Below are 21,248 nucleotides of genomic sequence, written 5' to 3' on the forward strand. Positions count from 1 at the left end.
TTTGAGTAATCATCCTCATCTGTGGTGACGCCGTACCGAAGAGTGCGGATTTGTCACCAATCATTAACCACCCTATGGGATAAACTGCCAGATGATTTCGTCGTGAACCTCAGGCAAGAATCTCAGGATGAATAGAATAAGGATGCGGATTAGAGCTTTAGCAATATCGATGATCGTGCTGATGACTGCCGGGTGCGGCGGCAGCAGCGGCGAGGCGGTGGTCACCAACAGTGGCGACCTGTCGGACATCATCCCCTACCAGACAGCAGGCCGCTACAGCTCGGTACTGAAGGGGTGTGTGGATATCGACACGATCCTTTCATCCTGCCTGCTCAGCGAGCTGCCGCTGATCGGTCAGCAGAGCGACAACCCCGATATTGCCACCATCATGGAGCGGGTTCTCGTTTCGCACCAGTGGATGGGGCAGCGTTTCGAGGCGGCGCTAGCGCTGCTCCCGGTGGAGACACTGAAGCTGTTTCGTTCAGTCACTGCCATCGTCATCGACAGCGACATCCGCCCCTCCCACTACCGCACCAGTACCGCGGCGATCTATCTCGATCCGGCCTATCTGTGGCTGACCAATGCGGAGAAGGCCGACATCTCCAAACAGGAGGACTATCGCACCGATTTTGGCGCCGATCTGAGTTTCGACTACCTCTGGCGTTATGTCAGCGGCAGTAGCTATGCCTACGAGAGCTATGACCTGAATGGCACAGAAGAGCGCACCCTGGACGACATCAGACTGCCACTATCGCGTCTGCTCTACCATGAACTGGCCCACGCCGCCGACTTCGCCCCGCCGGACCGGATCGCCAGCCTCAATCCCAGCATCTCGGTCTATGAGACGATCCGCAGTGTTGAGAACGACTGGCTCTCCAATCGTCTCTATCGCCAACAGCCGTTAGTGTCACAGGAGCTGGATAGTATCGCCAGCGTACTCTATGACGGACAGACCGCCGACCAGACACAACAGCAGATGGAGGCCGACTACGCCGGCGCCTTACTACAGAATGATGGCGCCAACCACCTCTATAGCTACTACACCCAATATGAGGATCTAGCGATGCTGTTTGAGGCCGCTCTCATGAAACACTACGACGACATCGATATGGATATCGCTTTCGCTGGCAAACCGGCGGCAGAAGAGCCTGTTTGTGAGGACTATCTGGTCGGCTGGGGCGAGCGCAACCGGATTGCTGCTGAATCAGTTAAGGGTCGGGCCGAGTTCGCCGCCGAATCAATCCTGCCCGGCGCCACCGATTGGTCAGTCTTCTTTGCAACAATCGTGGGTATGCCTCAGTCGATGGTGGTAGGAGAGGACTGGTGCGCCAATCTGACATTGGGAACGGGTGCCAGATCAATCCGCGATGATGCGGCCCTCCAGAATTTGGCAAAACGCCCAATCAATCCCCAGGACCGCATGATTCCTTAATAATCATCCAAAATTTTATCCGCAAATGACGCAAAACATGCGAGGAGTGGGTCACTCTGGCGAGGCTAGTTCGTTGCTATTGGCGTTTTTGGCGGGACTAACTTCCCATGATCAACCTGTTACCCCCCGTAGCGCCAGCAAGGCAGTGCCATAGGCGGCCTGCTGCTGCGCAGAGCGAATCACCGGTACCCCCAGTTGCTGCTCGCGAAACGCCAGCCAGGGTTGATTGGCGGCACCACCACCGATCGAGAAGATCCGCTTTGGTGGAGGAGCCCCCAGGCGCTGCAGCAGCGCATATCCCTCCACCTCGATGCGGGTGATGCCCTCCAGAATCCCCTGAAAGAAGCGCAGATCCTGCTCAGGTCGAGGGCTGAGATGGGCTGGCTTCTCCGGGTCGTTGAGCGGAAACCGCTCGCCAGGCTGGAGCAGCGGATAGTAGTCGAGCCCGGTGGGCTGGGCGAAATTGAGCGCCTCGCTGAGCTGCCCCATCTGCTCCTGGCTGAAGTGGGCGGCACAGACCGCGCCGCCGCTGTTGGAGGCCCCGCCAACCAGCCAATGATCCCCCAGCCGGTGGCTGTAGACGCCATACTCTGGTGCAGAAACCGGCCGCTCGGAGAGGATCTTTAATACCAGGGTGCTGCCGAGTGAGGTTACCGCATCGCCGATCTCTGATGCACCTGCGGCCAGTGTCGCGGCATTGCTGTCGGTGGTGCCGCTGACCAGGCGGCAACAACCGGGGATGCCGGTGGCCTGAGCCGTATCATCGCTGAGTCGCCCGGCAATCTCGCCCGGCTGACGGACCTGCGGCAGGGCATCGAACGGTACATCTAACCGCTCCAGCCACTCCGGCCATTCCCTTGTCTGCGGATCAAAACCCAGCTTCAGGCAGTTGTTGGCGTCACTGATGCCAAATCGGTCGCAGAGCCGGCCAAGAATCCAGTCGGCCTGATGCAGGGCGAGGAAGGGCTGATCGCCGATCTTCCGCTGCAGATGCAGCAGTTTAGCGAGGCTTGATGAGGCGCTATGCACCGGGCTCGAGGCCGGGGCGACAGCCGCAATCCGGGGAAGCTCCGCCCGGCTGCGGCTGTCGTTATACATCAGCGCAGGGGTGAGCGGCCGGCCCGCCGGATCGGCGAGCAGTAGGGTGGCGGAGGTGCCATCCACTGCGATGGAGCGGATGCTATGCTTATCGAGCCGCTCCCGCAGCACCAGCAGAACCTCAAGGCTAGCCTGCCACCAGAGTTCTGGATCCTGTTCGCTGGCGGCTGCAAAAGGGTGTAAGGGAGAGGACAGGTCCACCGCGGTCTCCGCCACCACCCGACGCTGGCCATCGATGGCAATGCCCCGGCAGCCGGAGGTGCCAAGGTCGATGCCAATGTAGCAGGGGGCGTCGATCTCAGGGGAGCTGAACGGCAATCGGCGGCTCCCAGCCATCGGCCCTGTGCTCCGCAACCACCGTCGTATAGACGCCGCCGCGCACGTTGAAGTCGGCGGTCAGACGCATAAAGCGCGGTCGGGTCGCTTTCACCAGATCCTCCAAAATGTGGTTGGTGACGGCTTCGTGGAAGGCCCCCTCATCACGAAACGACCAGACATACATCTTCAGCGATTTCAGCTCCACGCAGAGTTGGTCGGCCACATATTCAAGGGTCAGCTCGGCAAAGTCAGGTTGACCGGTCTTGGGGCAGAGACAGGTGAATTCAGGCACCCGGATGCGGATCGTGTAGTCGCGCTCCGGTTGCGGATTGTCGAAGGTTTCCAGCTGTTTGCTCGGTTGGCTCGGCATCTCGGTTTGTCGCCTCGGTTAAGAATCGGCGGAGATTATACGAAACTCCGGCCGGTGTCAGAAGTAATGGGAAAATATCTATAAAAAACAGTTGGATATGAATAATGAATTGACAGCCTGGCAGGCTGTACAAGCCTGTATCAGCGGCTGGGATTAGTGTATCTTAGCCGCCCATGCGACTGGAGAAAATCAAACTCGCCGGGTTCAAATCATTTGTTGACCCGACTACCGTGCCGATGCCAAGCAACCTGGTGGGCATTGTCGGGCCCAATGGCTGCGGCAAATCCAATGTTATCGATGCGGTGCGCTGGGTGATGGGCGAAAGCTCCGCCAAGATGCTGCGCGGCGAATCGATGGCGGATGTGATCTTCAACGGCTCCAGCTCCCGCAAGCCAGTTGGCACCGCCACCATCGAATTGTTGTTCGACAATGCCGAGGGCCGCGCCGGCGGGCAGTATGCCCAATACAACCAGATCTCGGTGAAGCGCCAGGTCTCGCGGGACGGCCAGTCGAACTACTATCTCAACGGCACCCGCTGTCGTCGCCGCGACATCACCGACCTGTTCCTCGGCACCGGCTTGGGGCCGCGCAGCTACTCGATCATCGAACAGGGCATGATCTCACGACTGATCGAGGCGCGCCCGGAGCAGCTGCGGGTCTATCTCGAAGAGGCCGCTGGCATCTCCAAATACAAGGAGCGGCGGCGCGACACCGAAAACCGCATCCGCCATACCCGGGAGAACCTGGAGCGGCTGGAGGATCTGCGCGGCGAGGTGGCGAAACAGCTGCAACACTTGCAACGCCAAGCGGCCACCGCAGAGAAGTATCAGAGCTACAAGGCGGAAGAGCGCCAGCTCAAGGCAGAACTGCTGGCACTGCGCTGGCGCAGCCTCGATGAAGAGCTGCAGCAACGTGACCGCTCCATCGCCGAGATGGAGAACCGGCTCGAACAGGCACTCACCGAGCAACGCCGGCTGGAGGCGGGCATCGAGGCCCACCGCGAACAGCACACCGAGGCGAACGACCTGTTTAATGAGGTACAGGGGTGCTTCTACGCCATCGGCGCCGAGATCAACGGCCTGGAGCAGTCGATCCAGTTTGCCCGTGACGCGCGTCGTCAGCAGCAGCAGGATCTGGAGCAGGTGGAGCAGACCTGGCAAGAGTCGGAGGCGCATCGGGCCCAGGACCAGTCGCGACTCGAAGAGCTCAACGAAAATCTGCTGCGGGAAGAGCCGCGGCTGGAGGAGGCGCAGGCGCTGGAAGAGGAGGCTGCGCTTGCCGTGGCCACTGCCGAGGAGGCGATGAACGCCTGGCAGTCGCAGTGGGAGGCGTTCAACCAGCAGGCGGCGGAGCCGGCCCAGAGCGCCCAGGTGGAGCGCACTCGGATCAACAACCTGGAGCAGCGCGAGCGGGATCAGGTACGTCGACTGCAACGCTTCGACGAAGAGCTGGCGGGCCTCGATGAAGGGCCGCTGCAGCAGGAGATCGCTGACTTTGAGCGGCAGCAGCAGGAGCAGCAGGCCCGCGCCGAGGTGGTACAGGAGCAGCTGGACCAGACCATGCAGCAGATCGGCGAGCAACGCGACGCCAATCGCCAGCTGGCGCAGCGGCTCGACGAAGTCCGCGCGCAACTGCAGGGCGACAAGGGGCGGCGCGCCTCACTCGAGGCGTTGCAGCAGGCCGCCTTGGGCAAGCAGGGAGACGCGCTCTCCGAGTGGCTGGAGCAGAGTCATCTGAGTAGAGCGGCCCGTCTCGCGGAGCAGTTGGAGGTAGAGTCGCGTTGGCAGCGGGCAGTGGAGATCGTATTGGGATTCCACCTGCAGGCGGTCTGTGTGGAGAACCTCGACGATTTGAAAGAGGCATTGGCGGGGCTGCAGCAGGGTGCCTTGAGCCTGCTCGATCAGACTTCGGTACCGCCCGATGCGCCGGAGCCGCCGGGCGACAGCCTGCTGGGGCGCATCCGCTCTCCCTGGCCGTTGCAGAACCTGCTCGGCGGGGTGCGTCTGGCAGAGGACCTTGATACCGCCTTGATGATGCGTCGCGGTCTGCGCAGTGGTGAATCAGTGATCACCCCGGAAGGGGCCTGGCTTGGACCAAACTGGATCCGTCTCACCCGTGAGGAGGATGAAAGCACCGGGGTACTGGCCCGGGAAGAGGAGCTGCGGCGCTTGAGTCAGCTGCTCGAGCAGGGGGAGGCAAACGCAGCCGAGCTGGCCGAGCAGAGCGAACAGGGCAGTAGCGAGCTACAACGGATCGAACAGCAGCGTGAACAGCTGCAGTCCAGTTTTAACGAGATTAACCGCACGCTCTCCGGGATCGCCTCGGCATTGAGCGGCAAGCGTACCCGTGCCGAGCACATCAACCAGCGCCGTGAGCAACTGCATCGCGAGCAGCAGGAGATCCTGCAGCAGATCGAGACAGATCGTGAAGAGCTGGAGCTGACCCGGCAACGGCTGCACAGTGCGCTGGAGTCGATCGAGACCCTGGGCAACCGCCGCGAGTCACTGGTGGTGGAGCGCGACGGGTTGCGCGAGGCGCTGACCCAGCTGCGTGACCGGCTTAATCAGCAGCGCGCCCAGAGCCACCAGGCCGCACTGCAGATCCAGTCGATGCGCACCGCACAACAGTCGCTACAGCAGAATCTGCAGCGCATGAGTTCACAGTTGGATCACCTGGCACAACGCCGCGAGGAGCTCAGAGGCACCCTGGCCGCAGCCGAAACCCCGCTGGAGCAGCAGGGCGAGGCGCTGGAGGAGAAACTGGTACAGCGGCTGGCGGTGGAAAAGGAGCTGAGTGAGGTGCGTGCCAGCCTAGAGCGGGTCGACCAGGAGCTGCGTGAACTGGAGCAGCAGCGCCAGCGCATCGAGCAGGCGGTACAGACGCGCCGCAGCGAACTCGATCAGGGTCGTCTGCAACGCCAAGAGGTACTAGTACGCTGCAAAACGCTGGAGGAGCAGCTGCGCGAGACCGACCAAACCGCCGAGGCGCTGTTCCGGGAGATGCCGGAAGAGGCTGCTGAGGGCGTCTGGCGTGAGCGGCTGGAAAAGCTGGCCAACCGCATCCAGCGACTCGGTGCGATCAATCTGGCCGCGATCGATGAGTTCAAGGAGCAGTCGGAGCGGCTCGCCTACCTGGATGAGCAGCATGCCGACATCAGCAGCGCCTTAGATACCCTGGAGGGCGCTATCCGTAAGATCGACCGCGAGACCCGCACCCGCTTTAAAGAGACCTTCGACAAGGTCAATGACGGCATCAAGGAGCTGTTTCCACGCTTGTTCGGTGGCGGCCACGCCTATCTGGAGCTGACCGGCGAAGATTTGCTCGATACCGGTGTCACCGTAATGGCGCGCCCACCGGGCAAGCGCAACTCCAGCATTCAGCTGCTCTCAGGCGGGGAAAAGGCGCTCACCGCGGTGGCAATGGTGTTTGCCATCTTCCAGCTCAATCCGGCCCCTTTCTGCATGCTCGACGAGGTGGATGCGCCGTTGGATGATGCCAACGTGGGGCGCTTTTGCCAGATGGTGAAGGCGATGTCGGACAAAGTGCAGTTTATCTTTATCACCCACAACAAGATCACCATGGAGATCGCCAACCAACTCTCTGGTGTCACCATGCATGAGCCTGGGGTGTCACGTCTGGTAACCGTTGATGTAGAGGAGGCGGCGCAGCTGACAGCCGTTTGAACATGGATAGTGGAACACTGCGATTGATACTGATTGGCATCGGCATCCTATTTCTGATCGCCATCTACTATTGGGACCGGCTCAACCGAAAAGATGCGCGGGAGCAAGCCCGACAGAAACTCGAAGCCGAGCTGGATGAGGCTGATGAGAGTTCCATCGAGAGTGCTTTCGCCAAGCCTGTGGGTGATCCCGATGAGCTCTCTCTCGGTCAGCTAGACTCCAGCCTGGATGACGATCTGAGCCCCTTCGATCGGGCCTTTTCTGCGACTGACGAGCAGGAACCGCAGGAGGAGATCCACCTAGAGGTGGATGAGACCTCACCGCTAGATGTACCCCACCTGATCCTGCAGATTCACCTGCTGCACCGGGGCGACTGGTTCGATGGTGAGCCGCTGGAGCGTGCACTGAGTGCGGCCGGATTGCAGCCGGGCAAGATGAAGGTGTATCACCGCCTCACCGGAGATGGCAGCCGGCGGGTAGTCTACACCGTCGCCAACCTGGCCGAACCCGGCACCTTTCCTCTTGGTCAGATGGGCGGATTCAAGACCCCGGGGCTCGCTTTTTTTGCCCAGCTGCCCGGCCCGCAGGATGGTCAGGCGATCTTCAACGACATGCTCAAGACCGCCGAGCAGCTCGCTGCCCGCCTCGGTGGTGAGCTACATGATCAGAGCCGCAGTGTGCTGACCCGCCAGACTATCGAGCATATGCGAGAACAGATCATCGAACATGGCCGTAAGGTCCGCCTCGCTCGGAGCAAGGGATGAGCCAAGGCAGTGAGGCCGAGGCCCAGATCGAGGCATTACGCGAGCAGATCCGCTTCCACAATCGTCAGTACTACGTCTACGACGCTCCGCAGATTCCCGACGCCGAATATGACCGGCTGATGCGGCAGCTGCAGGTGCTGGAGGCGGAACACCCCGAACTGCTGAGTGACGACTCCCCGACCCAACGGGTCGGCGGTGAGCCGTTGCAGGGGTTTGCTGAAGTCCACCACCGAGTGGCGATGCTCTCGTTGGATAACGCCTTCAACGCGCAAAAGATCAATGAGTTCGATCGACGGGTTCGCGATCAGCTGGGGCTGGCGGCTGATGCGTCGTTGATCTACGCCGCTGAACCAAAACTGGACGGACTGGCAATCAGCCTGCGCTATGAGCAGGGGCGATTGGTGCAGGCGGCTACCCGGGGGGATGGCAGCTGCGGCGAGGATGTGAGCTCCAACGTGCGTACCATCAAGGCGATCCCGCTGCGGCTGATTGGTGACGATGTGCCTCCGGTGTTGGAGGTGCGTGGCGAGATCTTCATGCCCAAGGCGGGCTTTGCACGGTTGAACGAGGCCGCCCGCCAGCAGGGAGAGAAAGAGTTTGTCAATCCGCGTAATGCGGCGGCCGGCAGCCTGCGTCAGCTCGATCCACGCATCACCGCGCAACGGCCACTGGCCTTTTTCTGCTATGGCTTCGGTGAGATCGCGGGCGGACCGCTGGAGCAGAGCCAATCACAGAGCATCCTGCGTCTGCGCGACTGGGGTCTGCCGGTCTCGCCGCTGCTTGAACAGGTCGATGGTGTCGATGGCATAGTTGACTATTACCAACGCATTGAGGCGCAACGGGAGCATCTGAATTATGAGATCGACGGGGTGGTATTCAAGGTCGATCTGTTCGAGCAGCAGCAGCAGCTAGGATTTATCGCTCGCGCACCACGCTGGGCCATTGCCTATAAATTTCCCGCCCAGGAGGAACTGACCCGGGTTGAGGCGGTGGAGTTCCAGGTGGGACGCACCGGTGCGATCACCCCGGTGGCACGCCTGCAGCCGGTGTTTGTCGGCGGCGTTACGGTCAGCAATGCAACCCTGCACAATATGGATGAGGTGCTGCGCAAGGATGTGCGGCCGGGTGATACCGTCTATGTGCGACGCGCCGGGGATGTGATCCCCGAGGTGGTGCGGGTGCTGCCTGAGCGACGCCCGTCCGACAGCAAACCGGTGGAGCTGCCGAAGCTCTGTCCGGTCTGCGGCTCCGAGGTGGTGCGTCCGGAGGGGGAGGCGGTGGCCCGTTGCAGCGGCGGCCTCTATTGTCCGGCCCAGCGCAAGGAAGCGATCAAACACTTCGCCAGTCGCAAGGCTCTCGATATCGAAGGGCTGGGCGACAAGTTGGTGGAGCAGTTGGTGGAGCAGGGGCTGGTGAAGGATCCGGCCGACCTGTTCACGCTCAGCCTGGAAGAGCTGGCAGGGCTGGAGCGCATGGCCGAGAAGTCGGCGCAGAATCTGCTCGATGCCCTGGAGCGGAGCAAGCAGACGAGCCTGGCGCGTTTTCTCTTCGCGCTTGGCATCCGCGAGGTTGGAGATGCCACCGCCGCCGCACTGGCCCGCCATTTCCGCGATCTGCAGCCCCTGATGACCGCGGAACGAGACGACTTCATCCACGACAGCGGCATCAAGGGGGTCGGCGCCAGCACCGCGCAGGCGATCTGCGACACGTTGGCCGGCCCACTGCCAGCAGAGCCACTAGCCGGTGGGCTTGCCGACTGGTTGGCCGGGATGAATGTGCGCGGTCTCAATCGGGCGGTAGCTGAGCGCCTGAGTGAGCGTTTCGGTAGTCTGGAGGCGTTGCGGCAGGCTACCCCCGAGCTGCTGCGGCGTGAACAGCGCAGCCTGGTAGAGGGAGTGGGACCAATTGTGGCCGATCACATCGTCACCTTCTTCCGCCAGCCTCACAATCAGGAGGTGATAGAGAAGCTGCGCCAGGTCGGCGTCAACTGGGAAGAGGAAGCGCCGCCAGAAACGCCTGCTGAAAGCCCACTGCTGGGCAAGACTGTTGTATTGACCGGTACCCTGAGCCGGCCGCGTAGTGCGATCAAGGCAGAGCTGCAAGCGCTCGGGGCCAAGGTGACGGGCAGTGTCTCGAAAAACACCGACTACCTGATCGCCGGTGCAGAGGCCGGTTCAAAGCTCAGCAAGGCCCAGCAGCTGGGGGTGGAGATCCTTGATGAGGCCGGGCTGGCGCGGCTGCTGGGCGGTGTCTCCGAGCAGAGTGATCCATGATAATTGGATGGTAATGGGGCTAAATGATTGGGTAAGCTGTGCCGATCTGCCCGTAATCTTTACACTGAATCAAAGAGTCTAAGATGAGCGAAGAATCTGCAAAAGAGAGAGAGATCCTGATGGTCATGCGCAAAGTGCTGGCTGCAATCGTGAAAGATACCGCCCCGGAGCACAAGGCTCTGCAGCATCCTCTGTCGGAGCAGACGATTCAGGATATCCGCGCCTGTTTTGGGTTGATTACTGCCCGCGAGAAGGAGTTGGCGGAGCTGGCTGGTCGAATCGCAACAGAGCGCCCCTACTTCACCGATGAGGCGCCCGCCGCCACTACCGTTTCTATCTCCAGCATCGGTCGCATCGAGGGACAGAAGGAGAAGTGAGCCAAGTCTCTCTGTTTCAATCTACTCCGGGTGATATGGAGATTCTGCGAGAGCGCTATTGGAAGGGGAGAGATCGATTCGGAAGCTTTGATGAGCAGAGGTGCAGGGATTTGGCTGGCTGATCAGAGCCTTGATCTTGGCATCACACTGATGGTTGTTCAGGCTGGCAGATGCTTGCGGGACCGGGGTAAAGGTCAGTGCGAATCCAGAAATAAGAGTCTTAAACAGTACCTTCATGCTCGAACTCCTCCCTGCTGTATTGTGGGTAAGGCCATCCTGATCCCTAGAATCAAGTGGCAGGCCCACAGCCTGAGCAGATAGTATGCCAAGAATAATAAGTATCTGTTATTTAGTGAATAATAATCTTCTTCAGGAGCAGGGCAAAGAGTGGGTGTAAAATTTTTCGACAGATCAAGACAAAGAAAGTGTGAACTGTGCCTCAGAAACAGCCAGGATCACAATAACAATAAACCTTAACATAATCACATAACTTGTTGTTGTTAAATGATTATGTTTGTCTTTATCGATTTTTGATCGAGGGCAGAGGAGTGTAAGTTTTTCTGACAGGCAAGGGGCGCGCCGGGTTTTCCAGGAACGGCGCCGCGAAATGGGACGCCGCTCCTGCGACAGGGATCAGCTCTCCCCGGATGCCTGCGCGGCTTTCTCCTTCGCCGGCTTCTGCTGTTCGTTGTAGTGGAGCTTGGTTTTTGCCCGCAACTCTTGAATATAATCGGCGAGAACCTGCTGCTGCAGGCGGGTAGTCAGTTCTGAACGTACCGCATCTAGGCTCGGGGCGGGGAGGTCACGGCTATCTTCCAGCAGGATCACATGCCAGCCGAACTGGGTCTTGACCGGCGCTTCCGAGTATTTTCCCTTCTCCATCGCCTGCACCGCATCGGCAAAGGGCTTCACCATCTGCTCCGAGTCGAACCAGCCGAGATCGCCGCCATTGGCGCCAGTGGGGCCAGTTGAGTGTGTCTTGGCCAGCTCAGCAAAGTCACCTCCCTGTTGCAGTAGGGCGATGATCTCTTTCGCCTTCTCCTCCTCTTTCAGCAGGATGTGGCGCGCCTTAAATTCGGTACTGCTCTTGTTGGCATACTCAGCGTCATAGAGCTTCTGGTAATCGGCCTCAGTTGGCTGATGCTCCTTCAGATGGCGCTGGATTGCTGCCTGGGTCAGCAGTTTGGCGCGGAACAGGGTTAATGTCGCCTCTACCTCGGCAGATTTGTCGAGCTGTTTTTGCTCCGCATCCTGGGAGAGGATCAACAGGTTGGAGAGTTCATTCAGCACCTTCATCTGCAGCTGCGGATTGTCGCTAGCCTTTGCAGGATCCCTGACCCGCTCTTTAAAGTAGAGCCCAAACAGGATCCTGGATACCGGCTGACCATTGACCGTGAGCAACACGTCGGGCGAGAGCGCCGGCTGTTCCCCGCCAACCGGCAGGATCGGGGAGTCGGCTGCGGGTTGCTCGGTGTCAGTCTGGGCCGAATTGGTTGCACCATCACCGGACTGGTTGCATCCGATGAGCAGAGTGCAACAGCTGAGCACGGTGATAAAAGTAAGCTTTTTCATCGCTGGACCTTATGCTTGATTGGTAAAGTAGTGGTCAGGTCGGAAAGACCTTTTTAAAGGGTTTGATGGTAACCCGCTGATAGACTCCGGCGAGCACGTAGGGATCCTGATCCGCCCATTCGCGGGCTGCCTCCAGGCTGTCGAACTCTGCTACCACCAGACTACCGGTGAAACCGGCGGGGCCCGGGTCTTCGTTGTCGATTGCCGGATGGGGACCAGCTAGCAGCAGCCGGCCATCCGCCTGCATCGCATTCAGCCGCTCAACATGAGCGGGGCGTGTTGCAAGACGTTGTTCCAAGCTCTCTTCCCGGTCTTCCGCAATGATCGCGTAGTACACTCAATTCTCCTCTGTCAATTGTTCCTGATCCTGCATGTGGCGGGCCAGGTAGAAGGCCTGCAACAGGACAAAGGCCAGCGTTAGTCCCATCATTCCAAACAATTTAAAGTTGACCCAATCCGCTTCCAGGGATTGCATCTCAAGACACATTTGAAGTTCGTCGCCGTTGAATAGTTCCCCGCAGCTGGTCAGGTCGATCTGGGCTAAGCCGGTCTGGGCGGTCAGCGCCGCTTCGGCGCTGAAGAAAAAGCTGGCCACATAGAGGTTGGCCAGCCCCAGCAGGACAAAAAATCCCCCCCAGGCGAGATTGAGTCGGCGCCAGACCGGCGAGGGGACGCGTACCGCATCCCCCATCATGCGCTCCGCCAGCGGTTTTTCACCGATGAAATGGCTGCCGATGAAGACTGCGCCAAACAACCAGTTGATCACTGAGGGTTTCCACATGATGAAGGTGCGATCCTGCAACAGGAGGGTCAGCCCGCCGAACACCAGCAACATCACCATGGTGATCAGGTGCATCTTCTCCACCTGCCGGTTGCGCAGCCAATGATAGCTGACCTGGATCACCGAAGCGCCGATAGCCACTGCAGTGGCGGCATAGATGCCGTAGAGTTTGTAGGCGACAAAAAAGAGAATGATGGGGAAAAAATCGGCCAGAAACTTCATGTTTCAGATATACCCTTAGATTAGTCAGTGCAGGGTGCGCTGGGCGCTCCATTCGTGGAAATACTCCTGCACCAGTTTTTTTACAGGCTCTGGATAGCTCAGGGCTTCCATCTGTTCCATGCCTTCGCGGAAAAAGTGTGACGCCTCCTCAGGCATCAACTGCACCAGATTATCGAAGGCATCCTTCATCAGCAGGGTATGGTGGCTGCGTGTGGCGATGATCGCCCGGTTGACCAGCAGCACCCGCCAGGGGTGATTGGGATTGCCCTTGTCAAGATCGGTCTGCAGCAGCGGGCTCACCGCCAACTGGATGTCACTGGACATCTGGTAGAGGTTCTCCAGATCGACCGCTTCCGTGGTGATGTTGGCCAGCGCAGCCAGGGCGTTGACCACCGGTTCCAGGGTGCTCAGTTCACCGCCCCGGCGGGCGATCCAGACCGCCAGCGGAAGAGAGAGGTTCTCCAGCATGCGGGCGTGCTCCTCCAGCCGCAACGTATCGGCCACATAGGCGAGATCGATTAGCAGATTGATGCCATAGTCGCCCAGCTCGTGCAGATCGTGGCCAACCAGCTGCTGCGGTGCATGCAGCTCCCTGTGGGTCAGGCTGGCATCGAGCGCCTGCGCCATCTCCGGCGAGTTGAGCAGGTCGAACAGCTGGAACAGTGCGCTGGCGAGCAGTTCTGGGGAATCGAGCTGCTCATCGGCGGATTCTTCATCCTCAAACACCTCGATCAGCTCTTCCACAGTGTCACGGAAGACATCGGCAATGGCGACTATATCGGCGGGGATTATCTGCATGCCGCAATTGTAACAGCCGCTTGTGGTGGCGTCTTGAGGGTGGGGGGAGATTGTTAGCAGATTGCGTGACGGCTCAAATTCCACGCATATCCCGCCGGATGGGGTACAATCCCCCGCCATGTTTCTAGGTTACGATCTGCACTCACACTCCACCGCTTCCGACGGCACCCTTACGCCGACGGCATTGGTGCGCGCCGCCGCTGCGGCTGGTGTAAAAGTATTGGCACTCACCGATCACGATAACACTGCCGGTATCGACGAGGCACAGTTGGCGGCCAGGGAGTCAGGTATTCAGCTGCTGCCGGGGGTGGAGATATCGGTCACCTGGGAGCGCCAGACAGTGCATCTTGTCGGGCTGAATTTTGATCATAAAAATAGCGCGTTACAGGATGGACTTAAAGCGCTGCAGGCGTTTCGGGTTGGGCGTGCAGAAGAGATTGCACTGCGTCTTGGAAAGGCGGGCATCCCCGATGCGTTGGAGGGAGCACGCAGCTTTTCCAACGGCTGGCTGGTGAGCCGCACCCACTTTGCCCGCTTCCTGGTCAAGATCGGCGTGATGCCTGATATGCGCAAGGTCTTCAGACACTATCTGGTGCACGGCAAGCCCGGCTATGTGCCAGGCGAGTGGGCCAGCCTGGAACAGGCAATTGGCTGGATCACCGACGCAGGAGGGCAAACGGTGATCGCACACCCCGCCCGCTATCGGATGACCCGCAGCAAGCTGCGCCGGTTGATCAAGGCGTTTGCCGCGGCCGGTGGAGCCGGACTCGAAGTGGTATCGGGCAGCCACAGCCGTGACGATTGTTTCAACATGGCACGTCATGCAAAAGATTTTGGCCTGCTCGCCTCGGCGGGTTCCGATTATCATGGCCCCGAGCATCCCTGGATAGAGCTGGGCAGGCTGCCACAGCTGCCGGATGGCTGCGTTCCCATCTGGCGGGATTGGGGCATCAGCAGCCCCCAGGCCCGCGCGATTTAGATTAAGACAATGGCACTCTTTCTTCAGATTCACCCGGACAACCCCCAGCCTCGCCTGATTCAGCAGGCGGTAGAGATCATCCGCCAGGGTGGGTTGGTGGCCTATCCCACTGACTCCAGCTACGCCCTGGGATGTCACATCGGCGACAAGGGCGCGATGGAGCGGATCCGCCGCATCCGCAGGCTCGATGACAAACACAACTTCACCCTGGTCTGTCGCGACCTGACCGAGATCGCCAGCTACGCCAAGGTCAACAATCGCGACTACCGGCTGCTGAAGAATCTGACCCCCGGTCCCTACACCTTCATCCTCAAGGCAACCAAACAGGTGCCGCGCCGGCTGCAGCATGCCAAACGCAAGACCATCGGCATCCGGGTGCCGGACAATCGCATCGTCGATGCCTTGCTGACAGCGCTGGCTGAGCCGATCATGAGCTCTACTCTGGTGCTGCCGGGGGACGAGATGCCGCTGACCGATCCCTATGAGATGCGTCAGCTGATCGATCACGAGGTCGACCTGATCATCGACGGTGGTTATTGCGGTTTCGAGGCCACCACCGTGGTGCTGCTGACCGAAGATACCCCCGAAGTGGCACGACTCGGCAAGGGCGACGCCAGCTCTTTCAGCGAGGTATAATCCCGCGATGCAGGGGATCAATCTTATTCAGCTGGTAGTGGTGATCGCGATACCGCTGCTGTTCGCCATCACACTCCACGAGGCGGCCCACGGCTGGATGGCCAAGCGACTCGGCGATAGCACCGCGCAGAGGCTCGGCCGGATCACCCTCAACCCGATCAAGCACATCGACCCGATCGGTACCGTGCTGATCCCGCTGCTACTGATCCTCTCCAGCTTTATCTTCGGCGGACCACTGTTCCTGTTCGGCTGGGCCAAGCCGGTGCCGGTGACGGTGGAGAACCTGCGCAAGCCGCGCCGCGACATGGCACTGGTGGCATTGGCCGGCCCCGGCGTCAACCTGTTGATGGCCTTTATCTGGGGCATGCTGATCTATCCGGGGATTTTTCTGCTTCAATCGCTGCCCTGGATCGCCATCCCACTGGTGCTGATGGGGGTAGCCGGCGCCTTCTTCAATACCATCCTGATGGCGCTCAATATGATGCCGATTCTGCCGCTGGATGGGGGGCGCGTGCTCTATTCACTGCTGCCGCGTCCGCTCGCCCGGGTCTATGCCGGCCTGGAGCGCTACGGGCTGTTCATCCTGATCATCCTACTGACGACCGGCCTGCTGGGGCAGATACTCTGGCCGCTGGTATCATTGACTATTCAACTGTTGCCGGCCAGTGATGTGGTCTCGCAACTTTTACCGATCATCCTCAACCCTTCAAGGAGTTAGTCTTGAACTCTTTCTCCCCCCAGCACTCGCGGGTGCTCTCTGGCATGCGCCCGACCGGGCGTCTCCATCTTGGCCACTACCACGGTGTCATCAAGAACTGGGTGGAGCTGCAGAACGAGTACGAGTGCTTCTTCTTTGTTGCCGACTGGCACGCTCTGACCACCCACTACGACGATCCTTCACTGATCCCAGAGAGTACCTGGGAGATGGTGATCGACTGGCTGGCGGCGGGGGTCAACAGTAACTCTGCGACCCTGTTTGTGCAGTCGCGGGTGCCGGAACATGCCGAGCTGCATCTGCTGCTGTCGATGATCACCCCGCTGGGCTGGCTGGAGCGTGTGCCCAGCTACAAGGATCAGCAGGAGAAGCTGAAAGAGAAGGATCTGGCAACCTACGGTTTCCTTGGCTATCCGCTGCTGCAGTCCGCCGACATCCTGATCTACAAGGCGGGCCAGGTGCCGGTGGGCGAGGATCAGGTGGCTCATGTGGAACTGACACGGGAGGTGGCGCGCCGCTTCAACCACATCTACGGCCGCGAGCCCGACTTCGAGGCGAAGGCAGAGCAGGCGAAGAAAAAGATGGGCAAGAAGAACGCCAAAATGTTCGACAAGCTGCGCAGAGCCTATCAGGAACAGGGCGACCTGGAAGCATTGGAGGTGGCGCGTGCCCTGCTCGGTTCGCAGCAGAATATCACCCTGGGCGACCAGGAGCGGCTGTTCGGCTACCTAGAGGGTGGTGGCCGGGTGATCCTGGTGGAACCCCAGCCGTTACTCACCAAGGCATCGAAGATGCCGGGGCTGGACGGGCAGAAGATGTCGAAATCCTACGGCAACACCATCGCCCTGCGCAGCAAGCCGGCGGAGTTGGAGAACACCCTCAAGCGTATGCCGACCGATCCGGCGCGGGTACGCCGCACTGATCCGGGTGACCCGGCGAAGTGCCCGGTCTGGCAGTTCCACGAGGTCTACTCCGATGACGATGTGAAAGCGTGGGTGCAGCAGGGGTGCCGCTCCGCCGGCATCGGCTGTCTCGACTGCAAGGAGCCGGTGATCAATGGCGTGCTGGAGGAGCTACGGCCGATTCAACAGCGTGCTGCGGAGTTCGAGGCACAGCCAGAGCTGGTGCGCAGCATCATCAATGAGGGCTGTGAACGAGCACGGGATGTGGCCCGAGCCACCATGGAAGAGGTACGCCACGCGATGTCTCTCAGCGGCATTTAAGCCAGCTCATGGATTTGACCGAAAACCACCCCCACCATCACCCCGAACAGGAAGAGATGCCGTTCGCGGTGGTGCAGGGTGAGCCGGTCACCACACCGCCAAAAGATCTCTACATCCCGCCGGATGCCCTGGAGGTGATCCTTGAGGCGTTTGAGGGGCCGCTTGACCTGCTGCTCTACCTGATCAAACGACAAAATCTCGACATTCTCAACATCCCCATCGCCGAGATTACCGAGCAGTACATCCAATATATCGAGATGATGGAGGAGCTGCGCTTAGAGCTGGCGGCCGAGTATCTGGTGATGGCGGCGATGTTGGCGGAGATCAAATCCCGCATGCTACTGCCGCGCCAGAGCAGCGAGGATGAGGATGAGGCCGACCCGCGGGCCGAGCTGATCCGCCGACTGCAGGAGTATGAACGTTACAAACAGGCGGCCGAGGATATCGACCAGCTGCCGCGCATCGGCCGTGACAACTTCCAGGGCCAGGCAGAGCTGATCGAACGAAAACAGGAGGTGCGGGAGCCCGATATCTCGCTACAGGAGCTGCTGCTCGCCTTCAAGGATGTGCTGCAGCGGGCAGACATGTTCACCAGCCATCGGGTGGAGCGCGAGGCGCTGTCGGTGCGGGAGCGGATGTCGCAGATACTGGAGCGGGTGAATGGGGAGAGTTTCTGCGATTTTTCCACCCTGTTCGACTTCGAAGAGGGGCGGCCGGGAGTGGTGGTAACCTTTCTTGCGGTGCTGGAACTGATCAAAGGATCGTTATTGGAGCTGGTGCAGAACGAACCCTTTGCGCCAATCCACGTGAAAGCGATCGTCTCCTGAAATCGAGTGATGCATGTCCTCTGACGATAAATTAAAACAGATTGTAGAGGCCGCGCTGCTGGCGGCCGGCCGGCCGCTGAGCCTCGACCAGCTGCAGGGAGTTTTTGCTGAAGCGGAGACGCCAGATAAAGAGCGTTTGCGCACTGCCCTTGAGACGCTGCAGGCAGACTATCAGGGACGCGGTATCGAGGTCAGCGAGGTCGGCAGCGGCTTTCGTGTCCAGATTCGTTCGGAATACGCCCCCTGGGTATCGCGACTCTGGACAGAACGTCCGCCGAAATACTCCCGCGCGCTGCTCGAGACCCTCGCCTTGATCGCCTATCGGCAGCCGATCACCCGTGGCGAGATCGAGGATATCCGCGGTGTCAGCGTCAGCACTAATATCATCAAGACCCTTACCGAACGCGAGTGGGTGCGGGTGGTTGGGCACCAGGATGTGCCGGGCAAGCCGGCCCTCTATGCCACCACCAAGGCATTTCTCGACTACTTCAACATGAAGGGCCTGGGTGAGCTGCCAACTTTGGCGGAGATACGTGATTTGGAATCAATCAACCGGGAACTGCAGCTTAAGGAGCCGAATATGGCGGAGCCGGGGGACGAGCCGTCCGGGGATGATGATGCGGCCGAATCAGTGGCCAGCCTGGATGCTGATCTCTCTCAGAAGGATGAGATTGCAGCCTCTCACAGTGGTGAGTTGCCACTCCAACAGAGTGAGTCGGAATGAGTCAGAATAAACCTCAGATGGGAGAGCGCCTGCAGAAGGTGCTGGCCAACGCCGGTGTCGGCTCGCGTCGTGAGATCGAGGGCTGGATCAGTGAAGGCCGGATCGAAGTCAACGGTGAAACCGCCAAGCTGGGACAACGAGTCGTTGGCAGCGACCGCATCCGGATCGATGGTCGTCCTTTCTCGCAGAAGCGCATGGAGGCGCCGGAGCGGCGGGTGCTGGTCTACAACAAACCGGAAGGAGAGCTGGTGACGCGTAAGGATCCAGAAGGCCGGCGCACCATCTATCACAGACTGCCCCGCCTCCAGCACGGCCGCTGGATCCCGGTGGGACGGCTCGACCTGAATACCTCTGGCTTGCTGCTGCTCACCACTGATGGCGAATTGGCTAATAGATTGATGCACCCCAGCCGCCAGGTGGAAAGGGAGTATGCCGTACGGGTGATGGGGCAGGTCAGTGAGGAGCAGTTAAAGCAACTGACCCACGGTGTCGAGCTGGAGGATGGTCCGGCCCGCTTCGAGGAGATTGTCGAATCCGGTGGCGAAGGGATCAACCGCTGGTTCCATGTCGTAATCATGGAGGGGCGCCAACGGGAGGTGCGGCGTCTGTGGGAGGCGATTGGTGTGCAGGTGAGTCGCCTCAAACGGGTACGCTACGGCAGCGTGATCCTGGAGAGCGCCCTGAAGGTCGGCAGGTGGCGCGCATTGACGCACACTGAGGTCAACCAATTGCTGGAGATCTCTGGGCTACCACCGGAAAAACGTCAGCCACCAGCCAGAGCAAAGCATTACAGGTCGGATCGACAACAGGCGCCGCGCAAGCAGGGCAGAGGGCCAAAAGCGTCGGGCAGCTCCGCGAACAATCCATGGCGACGCTCAAGGAATCCCCGTTAAGACTTGATGGCAGACGTCTGCGGACTGTTTATAGCCAGCTGTTGCAGTGCTATGGGCCGCAGCACTGGTGGCCGGCAGATAGCGCCTTCGAGGTGATGGTCGGTGCGGTTTTGACGCAGAATGCCGCCTGGTCCAATGTCGAGCGGGCGATCCAGAACCTAAAGGCGATCGATGCACTTGATCTTCATCAGATCGACCGGATGCCGCCGGATGAGCTGGCGCAGCTGATCCGTCCTGCAGGTTACTTCAACGTTAAGGCAAGGCGCCTGAAACATCTCTGTAGTTTTTTGTGCGCGCACGCTGGGCAGCTGCAGCCGCTCTCTGATAAGGCGCTGCGCAGGGCCTTCCTTTCGGTCAACGGAATTGGACCAGAGACCGCTGACGACATCCTGCTCTATGCCTTTGAGCGGCCGGTATTTGTCATCGATGCCTATACACGGCGCATCTTTTCTCGCCTTGGCATGGTCCCGACGCACTTAGCTTATGAGGCACTGCGTCTGGCATTTGAACGGGCACTGGGGCCCGATCCGGAGCTCTTCAACGAATACCATGCGCTGATTGTGCGCCATGCCAAAGAGGCCTGTCGAAAACAGCCTGACTGCACAGTCTGCTGTCTTGCACGGGAGTGCGACTGGGCTGTTCAGCAGCACGCCTTGGCCTGAGATTCACTCGGCACGGTAGGTCTGGTTGCGTCCCTGTCCTTTGGCGCAATAGAGCGCAGCATCCGCCCGTTTGAACAACGTCTCACCAGACTCATTCTTCTGCAGGGTTGCGACCCCCAAGCTGAGACGTGCCTGCAGGCCTTTTGGACTGCTGAAACTCAGTGCCTCGACATTCTTGCGAATCCGTTCGGCCAGTTGGTATGCACCCTCTGCACAGGTTCCACTGAGGGTAATGACAAACTCTTCACCGCCGTAGCGATAGAGGGCGTCACTGCTGCGGACGCTAGCTTCGACTGCAAGTGCGATGTTCTTCAACACCATGTCTCCTACGGTGTGACCATACTTGTCATTGATCCGCTTGAAGTAGTCCACATCGAGCATAATAATGGAAAGCTCTGTGCCGTTTCGGCTTGCCAGATCAAGCTCCCGATTAAAGTTGCTGACAAACGCTGCGCGGTTTTTCACTCCGGTAAGAGCATCGATAAAGGCTGAGTTGATGGCGGAACGGTAGAGGAGTGCGTTGCGCAGCGGATAAAGCAGAATGGTCAGATAGTGCTCAAGGAGCTTCAGTTCATCATCGTCAAATGGGTGGTTGCGGCAGAAACGAAGAACACCCAGCGGCTGCTCCAGAACCTTTAATTCATAACTGGTGGAGTGAGTAGTGTTTACACCCAGTGTCAGCGTCAACTCCTGATCAGGAGAGATGTACTCAATCCCATCGTGCCGGAACTCTTTGCTGATGTCTGCGACAAACAGCTCGATGATGCTCTCAAGCTCCAATGTACTCTGCAGCCGGGTTGTAAGCTCGAGCAGTGTCGAGAGTTTGGCGCCCCCATTTGATGACTGCGGGATTGGTGTCTGAAATATGCTCAAATTGGAGGTCCGTGAGCGATTTTCGATG

General features: G+C 59.6%; 21 protein-coding genes. 13 read left to right on the top strand and 8 right to left on the bottom strand.

Annotated elements, in window-relative coordinates; translation table 11 throughout:
- Window positions 1-169: 169 nt before the first annotated feature.
- Window positions 170-1,432, top strand: coding sequence for a hypothetical protein (locus tag L0Y14_RS07760; protein WP_006474453.1), 1,263 nt, complete (start codon window positions 170-172; stop codon window positions 1,430-1,432).
- Window positions 1,433-1,543: 111 nt separating this feature from the next.
- Here L0Y14_RS07760 and L0Y14_RS07765 read toward each other — a convergent pair whose 3' ends face one another.
- Both L0Y14_RS07765 and queF read right to left on the bottom strand, forming a co-directional pair.
- The gene (locus L0Y14_RS07765; protein WP_050799361.1) at window positions 1,544-2,866 is read right to left on the bottom strand and encodes an FGGY-family carbohydrate kinase; all 1,323 of its coding nucleotides are present in this window, start codon (window positions 2,864-2,866) and stop codon (window positions 1,544-1,546) included.
- Window positions 2,829-3,218: a preQ(1) synthase gene (gene queF, locus L0Y14_RS07770; protein ID WP_005964673.1), complete on the bottom strand. Its 390-nt coding sequence runs from the start codon at window positions 3,216-3,218 to the stop codon at window positions 2,829-2,831. Before queF ends, L0Y14_RS07765 begins: the two co-directional genes overlap by 38 nt.
- A 173-nt stretch (window positions 3,219-3,391) precedes the next feature.
- Between queF and smc the strand changes: the two genes are divergently transcribed.
- The 4 genes from smc to L0Y14_RS07790 all read left to right on the top strand — a co-directional run bounded on the left by smc (window position 3,392) and on the right by L0Y14_RS07790 (window position 10,315).
- Entirely contained in the window at window positions 3,392-6,901 is a 3,510-nt protein-coding gene (gene smc, locus L0Y14_RS07775; protein WP_006474451.1) for a chromosome segregation protein SMC, read from the top strand.
- 2 nt (window positions 6,902-6,903) lie between these two features.
- Complete coding sequence (locus L0Y14_RS07780; protein ID WP_138921801.1) at window positions 6,904-7,665, top strand: cell division protein ZipA; 762 nt, start codon at window positions 6,904-6,906, stop codon at window positions 7,663-7,665.
- Window positions 7,662-9,938, top strand: coding sequence for an NAD-dependent DNA ligase LigA (gene ligA / locus L0Y14_RS07785; protein ID WP_006474449.1), 2,277 nt, complete (start codon window positions 7,662-7,664; stop codon window positions 9,936-9,938). The genes L0Y14_RS07780 and ligA overlap by 4 nt, the downstream gene beginning before the upstream one ends.
- Before the next feature lie 83 nt (window positions 9,939-10,021).
- Window positions 10,022-10,315 (top strand): hypothetical protein, encoded by a 294-nt coding sequence (locus L0Y14_RS07790; protein WP_006474448.1) that lies wholly within the window; start codon window positions 10,022-10,024, stop codon window positions 10,313-10,315.
- Window positions 10,316-10,336: 21 nt separating this feature from the next.
- Here L0Y14_RS07790 and L0Y14_RS07795 read toward each other — a convergent pair whose 3' ends face one another.
- The 5 genes from L0Y14_RS07795 to L0Y14_RS07815 all read right to left on the bottom strand — a co-directional run bounded on the left by L0Y14_RS07795 (window position 10,337) and on the right by L0Y14_RS07815 (window position 13,688).
- Window positions 10,337-10,552, bottom strand: a complete 216-nt coding sequence (locus tag L0Y14_RS07795; protein ID WP_039960362.1) for a hypothetical protein — start codon at window positions 10,550-10,552, stop codon at window positions 10,337-10,339.
- Window positions 10,553-10,948: 396 nt separating this feature from the next.
- Window positions 10,949-11,887, bottom strand: a complete 939-nt coding sequence (locus L0Y14_RS07800; RefSeq protein WP_005964655.1) for a peptidylprolyl isomerase — start codon at window positions 11,885-11,887, stop codon at window positions 10,949-10,951.
- Window positions 11,888-11,921: 34 nt separating this feature from the next.
- Window positions 11,922-12,224, bottom strand: coding sequence for a YciI family protein (locus tag L0Y14_RS07805; protein ID WP_005964652.1), 303 nt, complete (start codon window positions 12,222-12,224; stop codon window positions 11,922-11,924).
- Window positions 12,225-12,890, bottom strand: a complete 666-nt coding sequence (locus tag L0Y14_RS07810) for a septation protein A (protein WP_005964649.1) — start codon at window positions 12,888-12,890, stop codon at window positions 12,225-12,227.
- A 24-nt stretch (window positions 12,891-12,914) separates the two neighbouring features.
- Entirely contained in the window at window positions 12,915-13,688 is a 774-nt protein-coding gene (locus tag L0Y14_RS07815; RefSeq protein WP_006474447.1) for a hypothetical protein, read from the bottom strand.
- 118 nt (window positions 13,689-13,806) lie between these two features.
- On the opposite strand from L0Y14_RS07815, the gene L0Y14_RS07820 reads away from it, so the two are divergent.
- The 8 genes from L0Y14_RS07820 to L0Y14_RS07855 are packed head-to-tail and all read left to right on the top strand — an operon-like array spanning window position 13,807 to window position 20,347.
- Entirely contained in the window at window positions 13,807-14,667 is an 861-nt protein-coding gene (locus tag L0Y14_RS07820; protein ID WP_006474446.1) for a PHP domain-containing protein, read from the top strand.
- A gap of 9 nt (window positions 14,668-14,676) precedes the next feature.
- Window positions 14,677-15,303 (top strand): L-threonylcarbamoyladenylate synthase, encoded by a 627-nt coding sequence (locus tag L0Y14_RS07825; protein WP_005964640.1) that lies wholly within the window; start codon window positions 14,677-14,679, stop codon window positions 15,301-15,303.
- Between the two features lie 7 nt (window positions 15,304-15,310).
- Entirely contained in the window at window positions 15,311-16,021 is a 711-nt protein-coding gene (locus L0Y14_RS07830) for a site-2 protease family protein (protein WP_005964636.1), read from the top strand.
- Window positions 16,022-16,065: 44 nt separating this feature from the next.
- Complete coding sequence (locus L0Y14_RS07835; RefSeq protein ID WP_305790638.1) at window positions 16,066-17,241, top strand: tryptophan--tRNA ligase; 1,176 nt, start codon at window positions 16,066-16,068, stop codon at window positions 17,239-17,241.
- An 8-nt stretch (window positions 17,242-17,249) separates the two neighbouring features.
- Window positions 17,250-18,068: a segregation and condensation protein A gene (locus L0Y14_RS07840; protein ID WP_005964631.1), complete on the top strand. Its 819-nt coding sequence runs from the start codon at window positions 17,250-17,252 to the stop codon at window positions 18,066-18,068.
- 13 nt (window positions 18,069-18,081) lie between these two features.
- Window positions 18,082-18,792 carry an SMC-Scp complex subunit ScpB gene (gene scpB / locus L0Y14_RS07845; RefSeq protein ID WP_006474444.1) on the top strand — a complete coding sequence of 237 codons (711 nt, stop codon included), beginning with the start codon at window positions 18,082-18,084 and terminating at the stop codon, window positions 18,790-18,792.
- Window positions 18,793-18,809: 17 nt separating this feature from the next.
- The gene (rluB, locus tag L0Y14_RS07850) at window positions 18,810-19,685 is read left to right on the top strand and encodes a 23S rRNA pseudouridine(2605) synthase RluB (RefSeq protein WP_305790639.1); all 876 of its coding nucleotides are present in this window, start codon (window positions 18,810-18,812) and stop codon (window positions 19,683-19,685) included.
- Complete coding sequence (locus tag L0Y14_RS07855) at window positions 19,658-20,347, top strand: endonuclease III domain-containing protein (protein ID WP_050799359.1); 690 nt, start codon at window positions 19,658-19,660, stop codon at window positions 20,345-20,347. Before rluB ends, L0Y14_RS07855 begins: the two co-directional genes overlap by 28 nt.
- Window positions 20,348-20,350: 3 nt before the next feature.
- Here the strand turns inward: L0Y14_RS07855 and L0Y14_RS07860 are convergent, their stop codons facing one another.
- Window positions 20,351-21,127: a GGDEF domain-containing protein gene (locus tag L0Y14_RS07860; RefSeq protein WP_006474442.1), complete on the bottom strand. Its 777-nt coding sequence runs from the start codon at window positions 21,125-21,127 to the stop codon at window positions 20,351-20,353.
- Between the last annotated feature and the right edge of the window lie 121 nt (window positions 21,128-21,248).

The sequence above is a fragment of the Candidatus Endoriftia persephonae genome (assembly GCF_023733635.1).
GTDB classification, from domain to species: Bacteria; Pseudomonadota; Gammaproteobacteria; order Chromatiales; family Chromatiaceae; genus Endoriftia; species Endoriftia persephonae.